This is a genomic window from Pelorhabdus rhamnosifermentans, from assembly GCF_018835585.1.
Classification (GTDB): domain Bacteria; phylum Bacillota; class Negativicutes; order UMGS1260; family UMGS1260; genus Pelorhabdus; species Pelorhabdus rhamnosifermentans.
This window is the reverse complement of record NZ_JAHGVE010000022.1, coordinates 29,807-52,020: the sequence shown is the minus strand read 5'-3', so window position 1 is coordinate 52,020 and position 22,214 is coordinate 29,807. Positions and strand designations below refer to the sequence as shown.

Below are 22,214 nucleotides of genomic sequence, written 5' to 3'. Positions count from 1 at the left end.
GAGATGGGCAGGTGGGTAATTGAACAGGTTTTATTCTGTCGCTGTTACCCCCCTTGCTCGTGAAGGGGGTATTTTCATGTCTGGAGAGTTGTTAAGAGAAGGCTATACAACAGGATCCTGTGCGGCAGCCGCGGCAAAAGCCGCTGCGCGCGCAATACAAGGTGAAATGATTACGACTACCGTGATTTTATCCCCCCAGGGACAAGCTATTACTGTGCCGATTGATTCAGTCCAAGTCACGCCAGAAGGCGGCTATGCCTGCGTTATTAAAGACGGTGGCGATGATCCTGATATTACGCATGGTACGAAAATTATTGTTCATGTGAAATTAACCAATCAGATAGATATTTGTTTACAAGCAGGTAGTGGAGTGGGCATTGTTACTAAGCCTGGCTTATCTGTTCCGGTAGGTCAGCCTGCCATTAATCCGGGACCTCGTTTAATGATTGAACGTGCTCTGCGTGAAGTACTTCCACGAGATCAGGGAGCGATTGTGACGATTTCAGTACCTAATGGCAAAGAACTTGCCAAGAAAACGCTTAATCCTACGCTTGGTATTGAAGGCGGTATTTCCATTATTGGCACAACAGGCATTGTGAAACCTATGAGTGAAGAAGCTTTTAAAAATTCTCTGACGCCCCAAATTAGTGTTGTCAGAGCCCTTGGATATGAGGACATTGTTTTTGTACCCGGTCGGATTGGTCAGGATGTGGCCATAGAGAAATTGAAATTGCCTGCGGAGCTTGTTGTGCAGACAAGCAACTTTATTGGTCACATGCTGGAACAGGCTGTACGTTTAGGGATGAAGAGGGTTCTTTTGATTGGCCATTTAGGTAAACTCGCGAAAGTTGCCGCTGGTGTTTTTCATACCCATAATCGTGTGGCTGATGCCAGAATGGAAACGTTAGGCGCTTATGCGGCAGCTTGTGGCGCATCGCAAGCTGCCGTGAAAGCAATCTTGGCTTGTACTACGACAGAAGCGGCTATAACGATTATCGCGCAATATAAACTGCAGTCTGTTTATCAGGTTATCGCCAGCCGGGCCAGCATTCGGGCACAGCGCTATGTTTTTGGTGACCTCACTGTGGGCACAGTCGTTGTCACGCTAGCAGGTGAGATTTTGGCTGCCGATGAAATCGCGCAGGATATTGGGGGAGCATTAGGATGGAACATAAAATCATTGTAGTAGGGATTGGACCGGGGTCAGCCGATTATTTGCTGCCCATTGCGAAACGTAAAATCGAGCAAGCCCAGGTGTTAATTGGCAGTCGGCGCGCTCTTAACGATTATAGTCAAAGCGGTCAGATTATTCGGGTCATTGACAAGGAACTCGATTCTTTAATGGTGTTTATTCGAAATCAACTGGCCTTGTTTGATGTGATTGTACTTGTTTCAGGTGATCCTGGCTATTACAGTTTATTACCTGCACTGCGCCAGAATTTTGCGGACTGTGAATTTGAAGTCATTCCAGGTATTAGTTCTTTTCAATTGGCTTTTGCCAAAATCGGTGAGCCTTGGCAGAATGCCACGCTGCTCAGTATGCATGGCAGAGAAGTAACGGATGAAAGCCTTTTTTATCAACAAGGACGTGTAGTGTCTTTTTTAACAGATAGTTGTCATACGCCTCAAGTGATTGCTCAAAAATTGATTAAACAGGGGTGGCCCAACACTGTTCAGGCCTATTTAAGTGAAAAATTGTCTTATAATCAGGAAAAAACAGTATCTCTTTCTTTGGCTGAAGTTACGGCAACAGCGGGATTTGAGCATTCTGTGATGGTGGTGAAGGCATGAATCATTTTCCAGGAATTGATGATGACCAATTTATTCGCGGTCCGATTCCCATGACGAAACAGGAAATTCGGATGGTTGTGTTGTGTAAAGCTAAAATTGCCTCTCACGATATTGTCATTGATATTGGCGCAGGTACAGGCTCTCTTTCGATTGAAGCAGGATTGCTTGCACCTGAGGGGAAAGTATATGCCATTGAGCGAGAACCCGAAGGTATCGAGCTCATTAAGCAAAATGCCAGTAAATTTGGTATACATAATATTGAAATGATCAATCAGTCGGCGCCAGAGGCCCTTACTGATTTACCAAAGGCCAATGTCATTTTCGTGGGTGGCAGTGGCGGAAAGCTAGCGTCTATTTTGACGGTATGCAATGGGCTGCTAGAAGTAGGGGGTCGCTTGCTGATTACTGCCGTTACTGCTGAAACGCTAACAAATAGTCTTACAGTTGTTCAAGAACAAAACTATGTTGTTGATTGTTCGCAAATACAGGTCAGCCGTCTGAAAAAAGTGGGTAAAAGTCATATGTTTCAGGCCCTAAATCCCATATTTATTATTGCTTGTACGAAACAAGCCTGAGAGGAGAATAAGATGACAGGAAAATTTTATGGAATTGGCGTGGGGCCTGGAGCAGCTGATTTACTCACTGTTCGCGCAGTAAATATCCTTAAGGCAGTAGATGTAGTATGCATTCCTCGCTCAAGTGCCGAGAAGAAAAGTGTAGCTTTGACTGTGGCTCAGGCTTATATTGAAACAGCTGAAATTTTAGAAGTTTCAACACCTATGACTCGCGATGCAGCTGTCCTTGATGCAAGTTGGAACAAAGGGGCAGAGGAAATTGCCAATCTTTTGCGGCAGGGAAAGAATGTTGCTTTTATTACCATTGGTGACTCCATGCTGTATAGTACCTATACTTATCTTATGAAGAAAGTGCAGCGACTTGTGCCTGATGTAGATATTGTCAGTGTTCCTGGTATTACTTCTTATTCCGCAAGTGCCGCTTATCTTAACCTTCCCCTGGCAGAGGGGGCAGAAAAATTTGTGGTCATTCCAGCCTTAGATGATCCGAGTGAATTAAATACCATTTTGAAGATTTTCCCGAATGTGATTCTTATGAAAGTAGCGGGTCAATTTGACCAAATTGTTGATGTACTAGAAAAACTTGGGAAGATTGATAAGACAGTCTATATTAGTAGGCTTGGTTATGCAGAACAATTTGTAACCTATGATCTTCGTGCGTTAAAAAATAAAAAACTCGATTATTTATCATTAATTATCGTGAAACAGGGAGGTTTTTAAGGTGTCAGTATATATTGTAGGAGCCGGTCCAGGTGATCCGGAACTCATCACAGTCAAAGGGCAGAATTTATTACGTCAGGCCGATGTGATTATTTATGCGGGGTCATTGGTCAATCCGGCTTTATTGGAAGTGGCGAAGACGGGATCTGCTATTTATAATAGCGCTACCATGACGCTTGATGAAGTCATTGCTGTCATAGAACAGGCAGACAAAGAGGGCAAGCTTGTTGTGCGTCTTCATACGGGTGATCCGGCTATTTATGGTGCCATTCAAGAGCAACTGGATTGCCTCAAGACGAAAAATATTGCCGTTACCATTGTTCCTGGTGTAAGTTCTTTTTTGGCAACTGCTGCCGCTTTAAAACAGGAATATACTTTGCCAGGCGTATCACAAACCGTCATTATTACACGTCTGGAAGGGCGCACGCCTGTGCCTGATAAGGAAAAGTTAGCTGCTCTTGCGGCACATGAGGCAACAATGTGCATATTTTTAAGTGTTCATTTACTTGAAAATGTTGTGGCAGAACTTATCGCAGGCGGTTATGCACCGGATACGCCTGTAGCCATTGTTCAAAAGGCTTCTTGGCCGGAACAGAAAATTTTACGGGGCCGTTTAACAACAATTGCTCAGATTGTTGCGGCTGAAAAAATTGATCGTACAGCCATGATTGTTGTCGGTAAGGTGCTAGATAGTGATTATGATTTATCCTGCTTGTATTCGCCCAATTTTGCTCATATGTACAGAGACGTAAAGAAATGAGACTGGCCATTCTTTCGGTTACAAATAAAGGGGCCCTTTTGGCTGACAAGTTGGCTGACAAGTTAGACGAAGATGTCACTGTCTATGCGAAAGCAGGGCGTACAGTCAATGAATCACATCATACCTATGAGTCTCTCAGTGCTTTAGTAAACGATATTTTTTCTGTTTTTGACGGGCTGATCTTTATTATGGCTACAGGCATTGTCGTTCGAACGATTGCCCCACATATTGTGAGCAAGCAATTTGATCCGGCTGTTGTAGGTATCGATGATGGGGGTCATCATGCCATTAGTTTGTTATCCGGCCATTTAGGTGGCGCCAATGATTTGACACGGCGCGTGGCAACGGTTTTAGGGGCTGATCCTGTTATTACGACAGCAACGGATGTAGCGCACAAAGTGGCGGCTGATGTGATTGCTGTAAAACTTAATTTAGCTATTGAACCTTTTGACCAATTGAAGGCCGTCAATGCAGCCATTGTGAATGAAGAACGTGTGATTTTTTGTATTGATTCTGATTTATGTTATGTTGAATATTACATTGCTCAGGTCCGTGAGCTGGGGATTGAGCTTGAAAACATAGACAGGCTAAAAGAAACAGCTACTTATGACGTTGCTGTTGTGATTACCGATAAAGATCTTTACATGGTCAAGCCGCATTTGTATCTGCGTCCTTATACACTGGCCGTCGGCATTGGTTGCCGGCGCGATACACCGAGTACAATGATTTTTGAGGCGCTGAGTCTGGCTTGTAAAAAAATTGGTCGCAGTATGAAAAGCATTGCTGTCATGGCAAGCGCTGAAATAAAGAAAGATGAAATTGGTTTGCTTGCAGCAGGACAACAGCTTGTTGTACCTGTTTACTATTATGAGAATGAAGAGCTTCGACAGTGTATTTGTAAGCATCAACTAGCAGAATCTGATTTTGTAAAAAAACAAATAGGAGTGGGAAATGTATGCGAAGCAGCAGCACTACTGGCAGGGAAGAGTTACAAGCTTCTGTTGCCGAAAACGAAATATCCCCAAGTAACCATTGCCATAGCAGAGGCAAACTTTTTGTCGTTGGAATAGGTCCGGGCAGTTTTGATGATTTAACACCTAGGGCAAAAAATGCGATTATGAATGCTCAAGTCGTTGTGGGCTATAAAACTTATTTAAAGTTAATTACGGAGCTTATTGGGGACAAGGAAGCATTTGGCACGGGTATGATGCAGGAAGTGGATCGCTGTCAGGCAGCCGTTGATTTGGCAGCAGGCGGCAAAATGGTTGCTGTTGTGTCAAGCGGAGATCCGGGAATTTATGGTATGGCCGGATTGGTATTGGAATTGGCGATGAAACTGGATGACTCTTGTCGTCCTGAAGTGGAAGTTATTGCCGGAATTAGTGCAGTAGGGGCATCGGCAGCTGTGCTTGGCGCTCCTTTAATGCATGATTTTGCCGTGATTAGTTTAAGTGATTTGCTTACTCCCTGGCCACTGATTGAAAAACGGGCGGAAATGGCAGCTCAAGGAGACTTTGTCATTGCTTTGTACAACCCGCGCAGTACCAAGCGGGTGCAGCAAATCGAAATTGTTCGCGAAATTTTACTGAAGTATCGTCCGGCATCAACGCCTGTTGGCATTGTGCGGCAAGCCAGCCGCAATGGACAGAAGACGGCGATTTCTGATTTAGAACATTTTACACAGCAAGAAATCGATATGTTTTCTATGGTCATTATTGGGAATAGTCAAACCTATGTCGAAGCGGGACGCATGATTACACCGCGCGGGTACAAACTGTGATTTGGGTATTGGCAGGTACACAAGACGGGCGGGAAATTGCGTCGGTTTTGGCAACTGAACGGAAAGAAACGGTACTTGTGACGGTTGTCAGTGAATATGGAAAAAGACTGGCAGAACTACCTAACGTCAAAGTACTTGTGGGTTCCTTAGATGGAGCTGCTATGCGGGATGTTATAAAGCAGTATCAGATTACGCTTCTTGTAGATGCCAGTCATCCCTATGCTCGTCAAGTGACAGAGACGGTCCGACAGGTTTGTGTGGAACTTGCGACTACTTATGTTCGTTATGAACGGCCGCCTGTTCCTCTGCCTGATTATGATAAACTTGTTGTTGTTTCTTCAGCGGAGGCTGCAGCAAAGGCTGCTTCGACTTTAGGCAAGGTAGTGTTTCTAACGACAGGAAGCCGCACACTGGCGGCTTTTGCTCAATCACCGACATTAAGAAATCATCGACTTATTGCCCGTGTGCTGCCTGATGCTGCTGTGATAGGCCAATGTGAAGCCTTGGGGTTTACACCCAAAGACATTGTGGCACTGCAAGGTCCCTTTAGTGAAGAGTTAAATTGTGCTTTATTTCAGCAGTATGAAGCTGATGTGATTGTTATGAAAAACAGCGGTGTGATTGGCGGCAGCGACAGTAAGCTGGCAGCTGCCATGAAGCTTCAATTGGCTGTTGTCGTTATTGAACGGCAAATGACGTCTGTTAAGGAAAATTCATCCGTTTTCTCGGAAATAGAACCTTTAGTTGCCTATATAAATCAGTGTAAGAAAAATTAGGTTTTGCTGCTTTATGCCATGGTTGCAGATCAACGAATTGCTGATATTTTAGTTGAACGACTTAGGGAGGCTTTATAAATGGACTTTATTAGAAATCCTCAGGCCATTGAGAAAAAAAGTATGGAACTTATTGCGCCTTATCTTGAAAAATTCACATTAACTCCTGAGGCTGTGAAGGTTTATTCTCGTATGATTCATGCGTCAGGTGATGTGGATTATGCCAATCATATTATGATTCATGAAGGGGCCATTGCTGCGGCATCTGCCGCACTCAAAGCGGGTTGTGATATCTTTTGTGATGTGGAAATGGTTCGAACAGGTATAAATAAGAAGAAACTAGCATCCTTTGGCGGTCAGGTACATTGTCTCATTGCGGACGAACGCATTGCAGCGGAGGCTAAAAAGCAGGATATTACGCGTTCGATGGCTGCCATGCGTTCTTTTGGACATCAACTGGATGGGGCAATCATAGCTATTGGCAATGCGCCAACGGCTTTATTTGAAGTCATGAGACTTGTGAGAGAAGAAGCCTTGAAACCAGCTGTAATTATTGGCGTACCTGTAGGCTTTGTGGGTGCAAAAGAGTCCAAAGATGTTTTAGCAGCTCAGTCAACTGTGCCTTTTATTACAGTAAAAGGCAATAAAGGTGGCAGTCCTATTGCTGCTTCAGCTGTTAATGCACTGCTTTATATGTTGTAGGTGAAAGAAATGGAACATTCAAAGCTTTATGTAATTACTGGCAGTGGGAAGGGCAAAACGACAGCTGCTTTAGGTTATGCCTTGCGGGAGGTACTTCATGGAAATAAAGTGACTGTTATCCAATTTTTAAAAGGCGGCGGTTATACAGGGGAACTTTTTTCGACGGCAGCTTTTGGCGGCTTATTTACAATCAAACAGTTTGGCTATGGCTGTTTCATGGCTGATGATATTCGGTCAGGTCGACAGAAATGTACCAAATGCGGGGTGTGTTTTCGCGAAAACCGGAAAGCTTGTCATAATTTCGCCCCTAAGGCGCTTGCGTGTGCCTGGCAAGAGGTGACAAACGGAGCCAATAAGGTCGTTATACTTGATGAAATTAGTCATGCCCTGCGTCATGAATTGATTGATCTTGCTGAGATTGTTAAACTCGTCCAGAGTCGTCCGGCTGGGACAGATGTGGTGCTCACAGGACGGAATATGCCAGAAGAACTTATTCAGCTGGCACAGCTTGCAACAAGCTGTGAAGCAGTCAAACATCCCATGGCAAGTGGTATTGATGCCAGATGGGGCATTGAATATTAGGAAAGAGAACTAAAGGCGGGGAAGCATATGAATAAGGTTACCATACCACGCATTGTTATTGCAGGAACGCAAAGCGGCGTTGGCAAAACGACTATTGTGACAGGTCTGCTAGCTGCTTTAAAACAGCAAGGCCTTAAAGTGCAGTCGTATAAAGTGGGGCCCGATTATATTGATCCGGGCTATCATGCCCTGGCAAGTGGTCAGGCTGCTCATAATTTGGATACTTGGCTGATTCCGCCGGAGAAAATTCAGTCTGTATTTATTCAAACGGCTAGAGGGAACGATATCGCTCTGATTGAAGGTGTCATGGGGCTTTATGATGGCGGAAAAAACGGCATAAGCAGTACGGCGGCCATTGCGAAATTGCTTGATGCGCCTGTTATTCTGGTTATTGATGCCAAATCCATGGGTGAGAGTGCAGCAGCTCTTGTATTAGGTTTTAAACAGTATGATCCGGAACTGAAACTGGCAGGTGTGATTGTCAATCGCTTAGGTTCTGATTCGCACGGAATGATTGTGGAAGAAGCGCTCAATAGAATCGGTGTGCCTGTCTTAGGCAAGATTCGCCGGAGTGATGAACTGGTAACACCTGAACGGCATTTGGGGCTTACGCCTACTAGTGAAACAGACAGCATAGCGATTGTTGAAAAAATGGGCTTTCATATGAGAAGGCAGATTGAACTGCCGAAAATTTCGGCTATTGCCCGTTCGGCTGCACCACTTTGGTATGAGACTCCCAATAAAAATATCGACAAGGCGCGTACACGTATTGGCATAGCATTTGATGAGGCCTTTTCTTTTTATTACCCCGCAAGTTTGGCTGTATTGGAACGGTTGGGAGCGGAACTGGTCTATTTTAGCCCACTTCGTGATCGTTCGCTGCCTTTAGTAGATGGGCTGTTCTTTGGCGGCGGTTTTCCAGAAATGTTTGTACGTGAGCTAGCGGAAAATCAGACTATGCTTCAGCAAATCAGTGATGCAGGTCGGCAGGGCATGCCGATTGTGGCTGAATGCGGTGGTTTCATGTACCTCACGCGAGAGATGGTTGATTTTTCTGGGCAGTCCTTCCCGCTCGTGGGATTAATTCCTGGTGTATGTGCAATGGAACGGAAGCTCCAGACTGTGGGCTATGTGGAAGCCACAGCAAAGAGTGATAATGTTGTGTGTGCGAGAGGACAGACGCTCAGGGGACATGAATTTCATTTTTCAACTTTTATTCCAGATGCTGCTTATGATAAATACTGGGCCTTTCAATTTAAAAAGATGCGTACAGGTAAGTGTTATAACGGAGGTTTTGTCTGTGGCAATACTGTCGCGTCTTATTTGCATATGCATTTTTTAGGTTGTCCAACAGCGGCGCAGCGATTTGTTGATCGTTGTGCTACCTTTTGCGTAAGTAGAGGAGTATGATATGATAGAGAAGGCGAAGTTAATTTTAATTACAGGCGGAGCGCGAAGTGGTAAAAGTGAATTTGCCGAACGTCTTGCCCAAACGCTTGCAGGACAAAATTTGTCTGCGCCTTATTTGGCATATATTGCAACGGCGCAGATTCTTGATGATGAAATGGCTGATCGCGTTAAGCATCATCAGGCGCGGCGCTCCGAGATCTGGCTGACGAAGGAAGCGCCTTATGAGGCGCATTTAGCTATTGCTGAGGCAGCTCAAGAGGTCGATGTGATTTTATTTGACTGTTTGACTCTTTATTTAACAAATCTTTTGTTGGCAGCAGATGAATCGGCCTGTGATGAGGAGCAGTTAATGCACATATTCGATCAAATTGATAAACTTCTTGCTGCCTGTCGTGAAGGCAATAAGACGGTGATCCTAGTCACAAACGAAGTAGGCATGGGGATTGTTCCAGAGAATGCCTTGGCTCGTAAATACCGCGATTGGGCGGGCTGGGTCAATCAAAAAGTGGCTCAAGCGGCAGATGAAGTATATTTTGTTGTGAGTGGGATTCCCGTTGAAATAAAAAGTTTGGGGCGAAAACTGAATTAAGGAGAGAAGAGCAAATGGCAAAAACCATTATGTTGCAAGGGACAAGTTCTCATGTAGGAAAAAGTATTTTGACGACAGCCTTGTGCCGTATTTTTCTTCAGGACGGTAAAAAGGTTGTTCCCTTTAAGGCTCAAAATATGGCGCTCAATTCTTATGTAACGAAAGATGGCAAAGAAATGGGGCGGGCCCAAGTGGCTCAGGCTGAAGCAGCGGGTCTTGAGCCGCAGGTGGAGATGAATCCTGTACTATTAAAGCCTACAGGAAATGCTTGTTCGCAAGTTATTGTCATGGGGCAGTCTATAGGTAATCTGTCTGCAGCTGAATATCATTCAGGCTACAGTCTTAAAGCCTTAGGTGTTGTGAAAGATTGCTTGGAACGCTTAAATCATGACTATGATGTGATTGTTATTGAGGGAGCAGGCAGTCCTGCTGAAGTCAACTTAAAAGCCAATGATATTGTGAATATGCGTGTGGCGAAAATGCTTCAGGCTCCTGTACTTCTTGTTGCTGATATTGATCGTGGCGGTGCTCTGGCATCACTTGTAGGAACACTGGAATTACTCGATCCGGATGAACGTGCGCTTGTGAAGGGACTTGTGATTAATAAATTTCGTGGTGACATTGAGTTGCTTAAACCGGCGCTTACCTTTTTAGAAGAAAAGACAGGTAAACCGATTGTCGGTGTGGTACCTTATGTGACAGAAATGGGCATTGATGATGAAGATTCTGTCAGTTTAGATGACAAACAGGTTGATGCTGTTAAAGAACTGGATATTGCTGTTATGCGACTGCCTAAGATATCTAATTTTACCGATTTTGAGGCTTTGGCTGAAGAAGAGGATGTTTCACTTCGCTATATTCGCCAAGGTGAAGAACTGGGACAGCCTGATCTGATTATCTTGCCAGGCAGTAAAAATACGACAGAAGATATGCTTTATTTAATGGAACATGGTTATAAAGACAAAATTAAACATTTGGCAAAGTCAGGTGTTCCTGTCGTAGGTATTTGTGGTGGCTATCAGATGCTCGGGGAAATGCTTTATGATCCTCATCATACAGAATCACAGCTAGATAGTATGGAAGGTTTGGGACTTCTTCCCATTCACACGACATTTGAGCCTAATAAGGTTACCCATCAAGTCCAAGCAGTAGCGATGAAACCTGGTTTTTTAGGGATTACACCAGGCCAAGAAGTCTTGTCAGGCTATGAAATTCATATGGGTCGGACGAACTTTTTAACGAAAGTACAGTCTGCATTTACCCTTATCAAGCGTTCGGAACAGACGGTTTCGCTGACTGATGGAGTCATTCGCAGTGATGGACAGATTATGGGGACTTATTTGCATGGTATTTTTGATAATGATACCTTTCGTCGCCAAGTTCTTGACGCTTTAAGGGTAAAAAAAGGCCTGGAACCACTCGGGAAAATCATTAATCGTTCTAAGGCTAAGGAAGCGGCTTATGACCGTTTGGCTCAAATTGTGCGCAGCAGCCTTGATATGACACTGATTAAAAAACTCATGGAGAACAAGGCATGACCTATGCAATGCTTAATGCTTATAGTGTCTCTTTTTGCCTGCTTCCCCTTGGTGCGCTGTTATTTGATATCCTAATTGGTGATCCCCGTACATCTTTTCATCCAGTTGCACTCATCGGCCGCATGATTTCTTTATTTGAAAAATCACTGCTTAAACCGCATGCATCGTCTTTTATGAAAAAGACTTCAGGAGGTCTACTTGTTTTTTTAGTGTTAACATTGACTTATGAAATCATCTGGTATGTTTGCACTTGTTTAGATAAGCTGGATACTTGGGAGGCTGTAGTGGGACGGGCCCTGCTATTGTCACTGGCGATTAGTCCCCGCAGTTTGGCTGAAGCGGGTTTTGAAATTCGCCATTACTTGGTGAAAAAAAATATTAAAGAAGCTCGCCGCAAAGTTGGGTGGATTGTGGGACGTGACACAGGCCACCTTTCAGCAGGTGAAGTGACGCGTGCTACAGTGGAGACAGTGGCCGAAAATATTGTTGATGGAGTTATTGCACCCCTGTTTTTTGCAGCTTTAGGTGGTGTGCCATTGGCATTTCTTTATCGCGCAGTTAATACGCTTGATTCCATGGTTGGCTATAAGAATGAAAAATACAGTGATTTTGGCATGATAGCGGCTCGGACTGATGACATATTCAATTATATCCCGGCACGGATAACAGGCTTATTGCTACTTGGAGCGGTTTGCTTGCTGCGGTTAGACATTGTATCCGCCGTAAAAACGTTCTGGCATGATGCAAGTAAGCATCCTAGCCCCAATAGCGGTATTCCTGAGTCTATTGTGGCCGGAGCCCTTCATATTCAGTTAGGTGGGGTCAATTATTACGGTGGCATTCCATCTCATCGTGCCACGATGGGGCAAGCTGATGAGGCGCTTACAAGTGACCATATTAAAAAGACTGTTTGGCTCATGTATGTGACGACTTTATTGTTTGTACTTATTTATGCCGGGGGTTCTTTTTATTTATATTATTCATCTGGTTCATTTTAACAGCATGTCACGAGTTAAGGAGGCAGGCGGCTTAAACGTCTGATAGTTATGCGATATTTTGTTACGGCCCTGCAATTTTTGACAAGAATTCATCTATTCAAAGAATCGGAATGGTCAGCGAAGCGGTTTGGCCGGAGTGTCGTTTTTTTCCCATTAGTTGGTATGGTTATTGGCATTATACTCCTCATGATTAATCATTTTGTGGGAAGCTATCTATCTGCCCATTTGACAGCTATTTTACTTGTCATAACGAGCTTTATTGTGACAGGAGCCTTGCATTGTGATGGTTTAATGGATACGGCTGATGGGTTGCTATCGGGGCGGAGTCGGGAGCGCATGCTGGAAATTATGAAAGACAGTCGCGTGGGTTCGGCTGGTGTGACTACTTTTGTATTGCTTGTGGCAGTGAAATGGGCTTTGTTGGAAGATATTTCTGCTAATCTCTTGCCTTTAGCTTTAGTTGTTGCACCTGTTCTAGCGCGTCTTGTCATGGTGATGGCCATTACCCTATTTCCTTATGCCCGCCCGGAAGGGATTGGCAAGCTGTTTGCCCAATATACAGGGCGGCGTGATTTTGTTTATGCCAGTTGTCTTACCGCTTTTTTACTATTTCCCTTGGCATTTTATTCGTCTCGTGTCTTTGTTAGTTTATTTTCGGGGCTGTTGTTTGGCAGTTTATTTTGTCGTTATACAGTAACTAAACTGGGAGGTTTAACAGGGGATGTCTATGGTGCAGCAACGGAATTAACAGAAATCGTGGCTTTGATGGCTTTTTTATAAATAATGCATCAAGGGTGAATTAATAGGAGAAAAGATATGAGTTTGACAATTAAAAGTCCAGGGTCTTGTGGCGAACTTGTCCAGGGGACACTGGATGGACAGCCTTTTTTGATTACTTGTCCGATTGATCTATATTCGGAGATTCGGTATAAGCTACCCGGCTTTCGAACGAATTTGCGCGGCGACAAATCTCGGGAGATTTTGACGCGGACCCTTCATTATATACAATCGCAATATACGCTTGAAGAATATTTAGTGCACTTTCCTTTTCATCAGTATTCCACCTTGCCCATCGGCAAGGGCATGGCTTCTAGTAGTGCCGATTTGAGTTGTCTTTGCCAAGCAGTTGCATTATCGTTAGGCATGCAGCTTTCTGCTGATGAAGTGGCTGATTTATGTCTGTCCATTGAACCGACAGATGGCATTTTTTATTCAGGCATTATGCTTTTTGATCATGTGGGTGGAAAAATTCGTCGGAATCTGGGTCAGCCGCCTCAAATGATGATTGCTGTTTTTGATGCAGGCGGGGAAGTGGATACTTTGTCCTTTAATAAGCGCAGTGATCTGACTGCTCTCAATAAGGCCAAGGAAAAGCAGGTTCGTGAAGCCATGGAACTTGTCATGACAGGCATAGCCAAGCAGGATGTGTCACTGATTGGTCAGGGAGCAACGATAAGTGCTTTGGCCAATCAATTGATTTTAGCCAATTCCTGCTTAGAATCGATTATCAAATTAAGTAGCCAGTATGGTGCCTGCGGCGTGAATGCGGCGCATAGTGGTACTGTTCTTGGTGTGCTTTTTGCACCCCAGCATGTCCACAAAATTGGCGACTGTGTAACAGCTATAACAGAAAATTGTCCGAAAGTAAAATATCTACAAACGGTGCATTTAATTTCAGGTGGAATCAGGACTGACAGGGGGGATGAACATGAAAGCTGAACATGGCGGCAATATTTATGCAGCCAGCCGAGATTCTCAACAAAAAGAAGCAATCTGGCTGGATTACAGTGCAAATATTAACCCATTAGGATTAGCTCCTTCAGTAAAAGCAGCCATGCTGCAGGCAATCGATTCGGTCATTCATTATCCAGATGCAGATGCATATGATTTAAAGCGGGCTATTTGTCGTGCCTATGGTATTTCGTCTGAGCTTATTACAGTAGGAAACGGGGCAGTAGAACTTTTGTATGTGCTGTCTCATATTATTCAGCCCCACAAGGTTTTGGTTATGGCGCCGACTTTCAGTGAATATGAACGAGCAGCTTGTTCATCAGGAGCACAAGTTTCTTATTATGTTTTGCATGCTCATGACGATTTTAAGGTGAAGAGTACGGTTTTAATTAATCAAATCGAGATGAGTCAGCCCGAACTAGTATTTTTATGTAATCCTAATAATCCCACAGGCGTACTGATGCCGCCGGCGGAGATTGCGGAAGTAATTGCAGCTGCTGTGAAAATCAAGTCGTTTGTTGTTGTTGATGAGTCCTTTTTGGATTTTTTACACTGGAATGTTTGGACTTGTCAGCCTCTGCTATCGAAATTTCCCAACCTGATTATTGCGCATTCTCTAACTAAGTTCTATGCCATTCCCGGTCTCCGCCTCGGTTTTGTTCTTGCCAGTGAAATCATGACGAGAAAACTGCATTTAAGTAAAGATCCTTGGAATGTCAATTCTATTGCCCAAGCAGCAGGTGTTGCTGCCCTTGGCGATGAGGTGTATGCCGAGCAAAGTCGAACGTATATTACGCAGGAGAAAAAGTTTTTTTATCAGTCTTTGGGGAAAATTTCCGGCTTAAAACCTTATGAACCTGCTGCAAATTATATTCTTGTTGATATTCGTCAGTCCCCTTGGACAGCCAGTGCCTTACGTCAGAAAATGATGGAACAGAAGATTTTAATTCGTGACTGTAGCAATTACGAGGGACTGGGCGACGATTATATTCGCCTTGCAGTAAAAAGTCATGAACAAAATGAACAGGTGCTTCAAGTGCTACAGAATATCATGAAGGGAGAGTTGTTATGACAAAGATTATTTACGTACGTCACGGTCAAACAGCTTGGAATCTGGAAATGAAATATCAAGGTCAAACAGATATTTTTCTTAATTCCTTGGGTCTTGAACAAGCTGAAGCTGTGGCAATGCGGTTAGCATCTGAAGATATTCATGCTGTTTATGCCAGCGATTTAAAGCGGGCTTATGCGACAGCAGAGGCTATTGCTGATAAACATCATCTTACGGTTCAGTCCGAACCGGCTTTCCGTGAGATACACTTCGGTGAATGGGAAGGACTGACGTACGACAGTATTTGTAAACAATGGCCGGATGTGATGAATCATTTGTATTCACGTCCTGATGAGATTAGCATTCCAGGCGGTGAGTCTTTTCGCGATTTGAAAAAACGCGCCGTGGTTGCTATTGAACGATTGGTGAAAAAACATCCTGATGAAACCATCGTTGTGGCCTCGCACGGCGGGACGATACGTACGATTTTATGTGCAGCACTGAATATTCATCTCAATTATGTATGGAATATTAAACAAGATAATACGGCAGTGAATGTCGTCGAATATTATCCTGAACGTACCATTGTTTGTTTGATGAATGACACTTGTCATTTAGGACGATAAGAAGGTTTAAGACCCTTAACAGGGATTCTTAAATCCTTTTTTATTAGAATATTCCGTCGAAATATTTTCGCGGCATGCCTATAAAAAAATATATTTATTAGCAGGTATTTAATAGAGTAGTAGCGAAACTTATTAACTGAGATGTTAATATATGCCAATTATTCTCCGAATCTTCCGGAACTTTGGGAGGAGTACTGCAGATGACAAGTGAATTAAGCGCTTTTTTAGAAAGTATTCTCGATGCCTGCGTGCTTAGTGATTCAACTGGAAAGATTGTTCAAGTAAACAGCCAGGCTGAAAGATTATTTAAGCGCAGTCGTAATGAATTGGTTCAAGTAAAAGTTATTGATTTACTTCCAGCAAGTTTTCTTTGTGATTTTTTAGTACATTGGCAGAAGGTTGTTCATAGTGATCAGGCTTTTCAATTTCAAAAAGCTATTATGGCAGATGAATATTGGATAAAAATTTTTTTGTCACCTTATGATGAAGGTGTTGCTGTTTTTTTTCGTAATGTTACGACCGATGTCCTAAAATATAAGAATATAGAAAAAAATCAATGCAGATTACAAAAGATATTGGAGAAACAGACACTTCAATTAGCAGAAACAAATAAACAACTTATGCATAAAGAAAACGGTAATGATGCCATGAAACGTGAATTAAGGCAAGCCAATCATAAATTCTTTAAGACTTTTTATACGAGTCTTTGTATGATGACACTTCATAGCTTGGATGGGAAAATTATCAATGCGAATAGTCGGTTTTTAGCTGGGACTGGTTTTAACAGAGCTGAGGTACTTGGGCGGACTGTAACGGAGCTTCACCTCTGTTCTAGCCAATCTTTTCATAATCTTATATTAACGTTGCGCCAGAATCATGCAACAAATAAATTCAAGCTGTCTTTTTGCACCAAACAGGGTGAGCTGCGATTGGCATTTGTCTTTCTTGAAACCATCCGGCTTCATGGTCAGCGCGTCATATTAGCGCAAATTGAAGATATTACTGAGGATCGGCGGCTGCAAAGTGAAATGTATCGTTTGGATTGTTTAAGTCTCGTTGGTGAAATGGCCGCGGGAGTTAGTCATGAAGTTCGTAATCCCATGACAACTGTACGGGGCTTTTTACAAATGATGATGAAAAAGGAAGATTGTAGTCGTTATAAGGGATTTTACGAACTTATGATTCATGAGCTTGATCGAGCTAATTCTCTCATTAGCGAGTTCTTGACAATGGCGCGCAATAAGCCAACTCACTTTGTCCAGCAAGATTTAAATGCGGTTGTTGGTGCTTTAGAGCCTCTCCTTTATGCTCAGGCGTTGGGAATGGGAAAAAATATTAAATTTATTCCTGGTCCTTTGCCTATAGCCGAATTTGATGGTAAAGAAATTCGTCAATTAATCTTGAATTTAGTTGGTAATGCTTTGGACGCCATGTCGGCAGGGGGGACAGTTACGATTAAAACTTGCGCTACAGAGGAAACAATCCTGCTCGTTGTAGCGGATGAGGGAAGCGGCATTACGCCGGATGTATTGAAAAAGATGGGAACCCCTTTTTTTACGACGAAAGATAAAGGAACGGGCTTGGGACTTTCCGTATGTTATCGAATCGCCAAGCATCACGGAGCGACCATTGATGTAGCGACGAGTTCAGTAGGAACTACCTTTACAATTGCTTTCCCTTTGATAAACGAAATGCCAAGGCTTACCGTTTTGTCGGAGAACGAAAAGAATTTTGATGAGCAAATGTTATTAGGTTAGTGTAGTTCAAAATACTTATATAGGTGAGTAATTTCTTTGCTACGAAAACCAGGTGTCTTTCGCTTAGATAAACGAAAGACACCTGGTTCTTTATAAAAAGTAGTGTTGTTTTAGCAGGTTAAGATTTCTTTGTGAATTCTTCTAGTGCGGTAGCAAGCTGATCGGGACAGGACGTTGGTTTTGTCCCACACTGAATTCCTTTTAATCGTGCAATGACTTCATTTATAGGCAAACCTTCTACAAGTTTACTGATGCCTTGTAAATTGCCGCTGCATCCGCCATGAAATATCACATTTTTAACAATGCTGTTTTGTACATCAAAAGTAATTTGTTTTGAGCAAGTGCCTGAAGTGGCATAAGTATGCATGAGTCATTCCCCCTGAGATAGCAACAAACGTATTTAATAAGTATTCAACACTTTTAGGGAAAGTCCTTGATTGTTGTAAGGAAATAATGAATTTTAAGTAGAAAAGCAGGAAAATTTGTTCAAAGAGAGAAAATAATAGCAAAACTGTTTAGGAGTGATGACAATGGCCCGACTGTTTCGTGCTTTTCTGATTGGACTTTTGTTTACCGCTTGGACTTTTCCTGTTTTGGCTTCTGGCATGTATTATACTGTCGGTGATAAAGGCTCGAATGTATCACTGATTCAGACAAAATTAAAAGAGCGCGGTTACTATAGTGATGTTATTGATGGTGTGTTTAGTTACAAAATGAAAGCCGCTGTTCAGAAATTTCAGCGTAGTTATAAACTTCCTGATGATGGTATTGTCAATAGTGATACTTACTGTGAGCTTGTCGGGCGAGAAATGCCGAGTACTGCAGCAAGCAAGCAAGTGAAAGGCGTTTTGAATACAGCAAAAAGGTATTTGGGAGTGCCTTATGTATTTGGTGGAACAACGCCTAAAGGTTTTGACTGTTCCGGATTTACGCAGTATGTTTATAAACAACAAGGACATCAATTGCCAAGAATGGCTGACCAGCAATACTTATCAGGTAAACAGGTGACTTATAACGATTTGCAACCTGGCGATTTAGTTTTTTTTACGACCTATGCCAAAGGCGCTTCTCATGAAGGCATTTATTTGGGGGAAGGAAAATTTATTCATGCCTCAAGTAGTCGTGGTGTCATGATTAGTAAGTTAGCAGAACAATATTGGCATACCCGCTATATTGGTGCCAGACGTGTATTATATCGTTAACACATGTTTTTATTTAAAAAGCGTTAACAGCGCACGTTTTTTTATTTTCATAAATTAGCGTTTACTTGAATAAAAAATAACAACGATTGTGTCTGCTTGGGCAGGAGGCGTTGTTATGAGTGGTAGTGGTGGCAAACGGTTATTATTAATCGGTTCACCTAACGTGGGGAAGAGTGTGATTTTTAATGCCCTTACAGGGGCTTATGCCGCCGTTTCCAATTATCCTGGGACAACTGTTGAACTTGCTACAGGAACTTGCCAGATTGAAGGCCAGAACTATGAAGTGATTGATACACCCGGGGTATATTCTTTGCTACCAGTTACTGAAGAAGAGCGGGTTACAAGACGAATCTTGTTTACTCGAAAATCCACTCTGGTTTTGCATGTCCTTGATGCAAAAAATATTCGGCGAATGTTACCTCTGTCATTTGAATTACTTGACGGTGGCTTTCCTGTTATTTTAGTACTCAATATGATGGATGAAGCGTGGCGTCAAGGGCTAACTTTTGATATGAAGAAACTAGCAGCAGAGTTGGATGTGCCTGTTATTGCATTGTCAGCCATTAAGCAGCAAGGGATGGATCAATTAAAGCGATTGATTGGCAGTTATCATGTGAAGCAGAGTAAATTGATGTTGTTTTCCATTGAAGCGGAGGAAGCTTTAGCAAACATTGCTAGGATATTACCTGAGCATTCTGTCTTGAGTCGTCGGCTTATTGCCTATCTGCTATTGCAACAGGATAAAGAAATTCTCGGTGTTTACAGTTTTTCTAAACAGTTAAAATCAGTGTGGTCTGTTGTGCAGAATCAAAGGGAGTATTTACAAGGAAAAATGGGTTCTACCTTTAGTCAACAGCTTATGACACAGCGGCAACAGCATGCTGATCAACTGATTCATAAGGTTCTTTCTATTTCAAAGGTCAGGCATTCGCAGCGTATTGCCAGGGGATTAGGAAGAATGACCAGACAGCCCTTAACAGGTATTCCCATTTTATGCTTGGTGCTTTATTTTGGTTTGTATCAGCTTGTGGGTCACTTTGGAGCCGGATTTTTAGTCGACTATCTTGATGAAGCGGTTTTTCAACGTTATTTAATTCCCTTGGCGCAGGAAATCCTCAGGATTGTGAATGTTACGCCCCTTATTCAATCTTTATTTATTGGCGAATATGGATTTTTTACATTAGGAGTTCGCTATGCTGTTGTCATTGTGCTGCCTATTGTTAGTTCGTTTTTTTTTGTTTTTGCAATTTTAGAAGATTGTGGTTATCTGCCGCGGCTTGCTTTATTGACAGATGGACTGTTTCGACGCATGGGGTTGAATGGTCGGGCCGTTATTCCCATGATGCTAGGACTGGGCTGCGGAACCATGGCCGTTATGGCTACAAGAACATTAGAATCGAAGCGAGAACGACTACTTGCCACTTTCTTACTCGCTTTGACGATACCTTGTTCAGCGCAGCTTGGAATTGTTCTTGCCGTACTTTCACATCATGCAGGTTTTCTTAGCTTGTGGTGTGCCTATCTGTTTGGTATATTTATTGTTAGCGGTTATGTAAGCGACAAGGTTTTGCCGGGAAAACGCCGCCCCTTTTTTATGGAACTACCGCCCTTTCGCTGTCCGCATCTTTCTAATGTCGTGATGAAAGCCTATACACGCATGATATGGTATTTTAGTGAAATTTTGCCTGTTTTTCTGTTGATAAGCTTTTTGTTGTGGCTTAGTGATTTCATGGGGATATTACCGCGACTTATTACAGCATTTATACCTATTATGCATTTATTAGGACTGCCGCCAGAAGCTGCAAAGGCTTTTCTTATGGGATTTATTCGCCGCGATTATGGGGCTGCTGGCATGTATGACTTGTATTTAAACGGCCAGTTAAATGATTGTGAATTATTTGTGGCCTGTGTGACATTTACCTTGTTTATGCCTTGTTTGGCGCAGTTTATGGTGATGCTTAAAGAACGGGGAATTTTGGCAACAATGGCGATTGTTAGTATAATTATTGTAATTTCCTTTGGCTCAGGAGGATTCATCCATTGGCTTTTGTTATAAAGGAAGGCGATCACAATGAAAAAAGAGCAGCCTCTTACTTGTTTTTATGTAGGTAGTCATATTGTTGTGAGTAAAATCTGTACTTCACGTGATGATAGTCGTAAACTTATGATTTTTGGGTTAATTGTTGGGACAGCAGTTACCTTATTACAACTGCAACCTGTCGTAGTTCTACAAATTGACTATACGGAGGTTGCGCTTGATCGGGTTCTTGCTGGTAATATTTTAGGTGTGGCCAAAAACTAAAAGAGAGCAATCCTGTAAGGGATTACTCTCTTTTAGTTTTTAATGAGGGATTTCTTTATTTCGTGACTTTATTTAAATCGCTGATCAAGGCTTCAATGTTAATACCATGCGCAGCTGCACCTTGGTCAATGTTTTCAAAATGTGCAGCTGCACAACCTAAACAACCCATGCCGTGTTGTTGGAAAACAGCAGCTGTTTGAGGATATTTTTCAACCACTTCCATAATGCTCATTTCTTTGGTAATCATGGTTAGCGAGACCTCCTTTATGTACAAATGAAATAATTTATTTACTAATCATAACACTTTGTTTAAAACCTGACAAGCGAGAAGTGACAAAGAAACGTTTAATCGTATTAACTAGTCGGGGAGTGTTTATCATACAAATTTAGTCTAGACCTTTCGGTTATAGAGCAGTACAATAAAATAGTTATCATAGCACTTTATTCTACTAATTATTGTGATAAGGAGTTTATTTATGAATTATGGAAGTCTTGTTGTAGGTCCTTGGCATTTTCATTGGTATGGTCTGATTATGTCTGGTGCAATTTTATGTTGTATTCTTACTTGTTATTGTCAGATTTTGTATCGAAGATTACCTGTTCAGCCACTTCTGGATATGGCGGTGCTAGCCATTCCCGCTGGAATTTTGGGTGCTCGCTTATATTATGTGATCATTAATTGGCCTTATTATAGTTATCATTTGGGGGAAATTTTCTGTTTCAGTCAAGGCGGTTTTGCTATGCACGGGGCTATGCTGGGTGTCATTCTTGTGCTAGTTGGCTATGCCAAATATCATAGTCTGCCTTTTGGTCTGTATGCTGACGCGGTGGCACCAGGCTTAGCATTGGGGCAGTCCCTTGGTCAATGGGCGAATTTAGTTAATCAGGAAGCCATCGGTTACCCCACGTATTTATCATGGGGCATTTATATTGATTATGCTCATCGGCCTGTTGGGTATGAAGAGTATGACTTTTTCCATCCTGTTTTTATGTATCAGTCTGGTGCGGATTTTGGCGTATTTTTAATCCTCCTCGTTGTTGGCTGGCTGTTTCGCAATCGGTTTGGACTCAAATCGGGCTGGCTGTTTTTTCTTTATCTTATTTTACAGTCTATAGGACGCATCATAGTGGAATTTACTCGCTTAGATGGTGAAATCTTATATGGCGTCAATATAGCACAACTAGGAAGTCTTATTTTTATAGTTGTCGCGAGTATATTACTGATTTTACGCCAGAGAAACTATAGCAATTTGTGGAGGAAAAGACAATGAATGATTGGTTACAGACTGTCTATGGTTGTCTTTCTTGCATGAATGACAGAATTTGC

General features: G+C 42.6%; 25 protein-coding genes. 23 read left to right on the top strand and 2 right to left on the bottom strand.

Annotation, left to right across the window (positions count from 1 at the left end; translation table 11 throughout):
- Positions 1 to 76: 76 nt before the first annotated feature.
- From cbiD to Ga0466249_RS20025, 19 genes are all read left to right on the top strand, one after another.
- Positions 77 to 1,186, top strand: coding sequence for a cobalt-precorrin-5B (C(1))-methyltransferase CbiD (gene cbiD, locus Ga0466249_RS20115; protein WP_215831277.1), 1,110 nt, complete (start codon positions 77 to 79; stop codon positions 1,184 to 1,186).
- On the top strand, positions 1,165 to 1,791 hold the full coding sequence (gene cbiE, locus Ga0466249_RS20110; RefSeq protein ID WP_215831276.1) for a precorrin-6y C5,15-methyltransferase (decarboxylating) subunit CbiE: 627 nt from the start codon (positions 1,165 to 1,167) through the stop codon (positions 1,789 to 1,791). Before cbiD ends, cbiE begins: the two co-directional genes overlap by 22 nt.
- Complete coding sequence (gene cbiT, locus Ga0466249_RS20105) at positions 1,788 to 2,366, top strand: precorrin-6Y C5,15-methyltransferase (decarboxylating) subunit CbiT (RefSeq protein ID WP_215831275.1); 579 nt, start codon at positions 1,788 to 1,790, stop codon at positions 2,364 to 2,366. The genes cbiE and cbiT overlap by 4 nt, the downstream gene beginning before the upstream one ends.
- Positions 2,367 to 2,378: 12 nt before the next feature.
- Positions 2,379 to 3,086, top strand: a complete 708-nt coding sequence (cobI, locus tag Ga0466249_RS20100; protein WP_215831274.1) for a precorrin-2 C(20)-methyltransferase — start codon at positions 2,379 to 2,381, stop codon at positions 3,084 to 3,086.
- A 1-nt stretch (position 3,087) separates the two neighbouring features.
- Positions 3,088 to 3,846, top strand: coding sequence for a precorrin-4 C(11)-methyltransferase (gene cobM / locus Ga0466249_RS20095; protein ID WP_215831273.1), 759 nt, complete (start codon positions 3,088 to 3,090; stop codon positions 3,844 to 3,846).
- Complete coding sequence (locus tag Ga0466249_RS20090) at positions 3,843 to 4,916, top strand: cobalt-precorrin 5A hydrolase (RefSeq protein ID WP_215831272.1); 1,074 nt, start codon at positions 3,843 to 3,845, stop codon at positions 4,914 to 4,916. Before cobM ends, Ga0466249_RS20090 begins: the two co-directional genes overlap by 4 nt.
- Entirely contained in the window at positions 4,802 to 5,626 is an 825-nt protein-coding gene (cobJ, locus tag Ga0466249_RS20085) for a precorrin-3B C(17)-methyltransferase (protein WP_215831271.1), read from the top strand. Before Ga0466249_RS20090 ends, cobJ begins: the two co-directional genes overlap by 115 nt.
- On the top strand, positions 5,623 to 6,402 hold the full coding sequence (cobK, locus tag Ga0466249_RS20080) for a precorrin-6A reductase (protein ID WP_215831270.1): 780 nt from the start codon (positions 5,623 to 5,625) through the stop codon (positions 6,400 to 6,402). The genes cobJ and cobK overlap by 4 nt, the downstream gene beginning before the upstream one ends.
- Before the next feature lie 78 nt (positions 6,403 to 6,480).
- Positions 6,481 to 7,101, top strand: a complete 621-nt coding sequence (locus tag Ga0466249_RS20075; protein ID WP_215831269.1) for a precorrin-8X methylmutase — start codon at positions 6,481 to 6,483, stop codon at positions 7,099 to 7,101.
- Between the two features lie 9 nt (positions 7,102 to 7,110).
- Positions 7,111 to 7,683 carry a cob(I)yrinic acid a,c-diamide adenosyltransferase gene (locus Ga0466249_RS20070; RefSeq protein ID WP_215831268.1) on the top strand — a complete coding sequence of 191 codons (573 nt, stop codon included), beginning with the start codon at positions 7,111 to 7,113 and terminating at the stop codon, positions 7,681 to 7,683.
- 27 nt (positions 7,684 to 7,710) lie between these two features.
- Positions 7,711 to 9,093: a cobyrinic acid a,c-diamide synthase CobB gene (locus Ga0466249_RS20065; protein ID WP_215831267.1), complete on the top strand. Its 1,383-nt coding sequence runs from the start codon at positions 7,711 to 7,713 to the stop codon at positions 9,091 to 9,093.
- A 1-nt stretch (position 9,094) separates the two neighbouring features.
- Positions 9,095 to 9,682, top strand: a complete 588-nt coding sequence (gene cobU / locus Ga0466249_RS20060; protein ID WP_215831266.1) for a bifunctional adenosylcobinamide kinase/adenosylcobinamide-phosphate guanylyltransferase — start codon at positions 9,095 to 9,097, stop codon at positions 9,680 to 9,682.
- 14 nt (positions 9,683 to 9,696) lie between these two features.
- Positions 9,697 to 11,220 carry a cobyric acid synthase gene (locus Ga0466249_RS20055; RefSeq protein WP_215831265.1) on the top strand — a complete coding sequence of 508 codons (1,524 nt, stop codon included), beginning with the start codon at positions 9,697 to 9,699 and terminating at the stop codon, positions 11,218 to 11,220.
- Positions 11,217 to 12,218, top strand: a complete 1,002-nt coding sequence (gene cbiB, locus Ga0466249_RS20050; RefSeq protein ID WP_246588917.1) for an adenosylcobinamide-phosphate synthase CbiB — start codon at positions 11,217 to 11,219, stop codon at positions 12,216 to 12,218. The genes Ga0466249_RS20055 and cbiB overlap by 4 nt, the downstream gene beginning before the upstream one ends.
- A gap of 48 nt (positions 12,219 to 12,266) precedes the next feature.
- Entirely contained in the window at positions 12,267 to 12,998 is a 732-nt protein-coding gene (gene cobS / locus Ga0466249_RS20045) for an adenosylcobinamide-GDP ribazoletransferase (protein ID WP_215831264.1), read from the top strand.
- A 36-nt stretch (positions 12,999 to 13,034) separates the two neighbouring features.
- Entirely contained in the window at positions 13,035 to 13,937 is a 903-nt protein-coding gene (locus Ga0466249_RS20040; protein WP_215831263.1) for a GHMP family kinase ATP-binding protein, read from the top strand.
- Positions 13,927 to 15,021 (top strand): threonine-phosphate decarboxylase CobD, encoded by a 1,095-nt coding sequence (cobD, locus tag Ga0466249_RS20035; protein ID WP_246588916.1) that lies wholly within the window; start codon positions 13,927 to 13,929, stop codon positions 15,019 to 15,021. The genes Ga0466249_RS20040 and cobD overlap by 11 nt, the downstream gene beginning before the upstream one ends.
- A complete protein-coding gene (cobC, locus tag Ga0466249_RS20030; protein ID WP_215831261.1) occupies positions 15,018 to 15,626 on the top strand; it encodes an alpha-ribazole phosphatase in 609 nt (202 codons plus the stop codon). Before cobD ends, cobC begins: the two co-directional genes overlap by 4 nt.
- A gap of 200 nt (positions 15,627 to 15,826) precedes the next feature.
- Complete coding sequence (locus Ga0466249_RS20025) at positions 15,827 to 17,383, top strand: ATP-binding protein (RefSeq protein ID WP_215831260.1); 1,557 nt, start codon at positions 15,827 to 15,829, stop codon at positions 17,381 to 17,383.
- A 118-nt stretch (positions 17,384 to 17,501) separates the two neighbouring features.
- Here Ga0466249_RS20025 and Ga0466249_RS20020 read toward each other — a convergent pair whose 3' ends face one another.
- Positions 17,502 to 17,750, bottom strand: a complete 249-nt coding sequence (locus Ga0466249_RS20020; RefSeq protein ID WP_215831259.1) for a TIGR03905 family TSCPD domain-containing protein — start codon at positions 17,748 to 17,750, stop codon at positions 17,502 to 17,504.
- 163 nt (positions 17,751 to 17,913) lie between these two features.
- Between Ga0466249_RS20020 and Ga0466249_RS20015 the strand changes: the two genes are divergently transcribed.
- The 3 genes from Ga0466249_RS20015 to Ga0466249_RS20005 all read left to right on the top strand — a co-directional run bounded on the left by Ga0466249_RS20015 (position 17,914) and on the right by Ga0466249_RS20005 (position 20,887).
- On the top strand, positions 17,914 to 18,585 hold the full coding sequence (locus Ga0466249_RS20015) for a C40 family peptidase (protein WP_215831258.1): 672 nt from the start codon (positions 17,914 to 17,916) through the stop codon (positions 18,583 to 18,585).
- Positions 18,586 to 18,700: 115 nt separating this feature from the next.
- The gene (feoB, locus tag Ga0466249_RS20010; RefSeq protein WP_215831257.1) at positions 18,701 to 20,641 is read left to right on the top strand and encodes a ferrous iron transport protein B; all 1,941 of its coding nucleotides are present in this window, start codon (positions 18,701 to 18,703) and stop codon (positions 20,639 to 20,641) included.
- A gap of 15 nt (positions 20,642 to 20,656) precedes the next feature.
- The gene (locus Ga0466249_RS20005) at positions 20,657 to 20,887 is read left to right on the top strand and encodes a FeoA family protein (RefSeq protein WP_215831256.1); all 231 of its coding nucleotides are present in this window, start codon (positions 20,657 to 20,659) and stop codon (positions 20,885 to 20,887) included.
- 55 nt (positions 20,888 to 20,942) lie between these two features.
- On the opposite strand, the gene Ga0466249_RS20000 is transcribed toward Ga0466249_RS20005, so the two are convergent.
- Positions 20,943 to 21,134 carry a DUF1858 domain-containing protein gene (locus Ga0466249_RS20000; protein ID WP_215831255.1) on the bottom strand — a complete coding sequence of 64 codons (192 nt, stop codon included), beginning with the start codon at positions 21,132 to 21,134 and terminating at the stop codon, positions 20,943 to 20,945.
- A 229-nt stretch (positions 21,135 to 21,363) separates the two neighbouring features.
- Between Ga0466249_RS20000 and lgt the strand changes: the two genes are divergently transcribed.
- On the top strand, positions 21,364 to 22,158 hold the full coding sequence (lgt, locus tag Ga0466249_RS19995; protein WP_215831254.1) for a prolipoprotein diacylglyceryl transferase: 795 nt from the start codon (positions 21,364 to 21,366) through the stop codon (positions 22,156 to 22,158).
- Positions 22,159 to 22,214 lie beyond the last annotated feature (56 nt).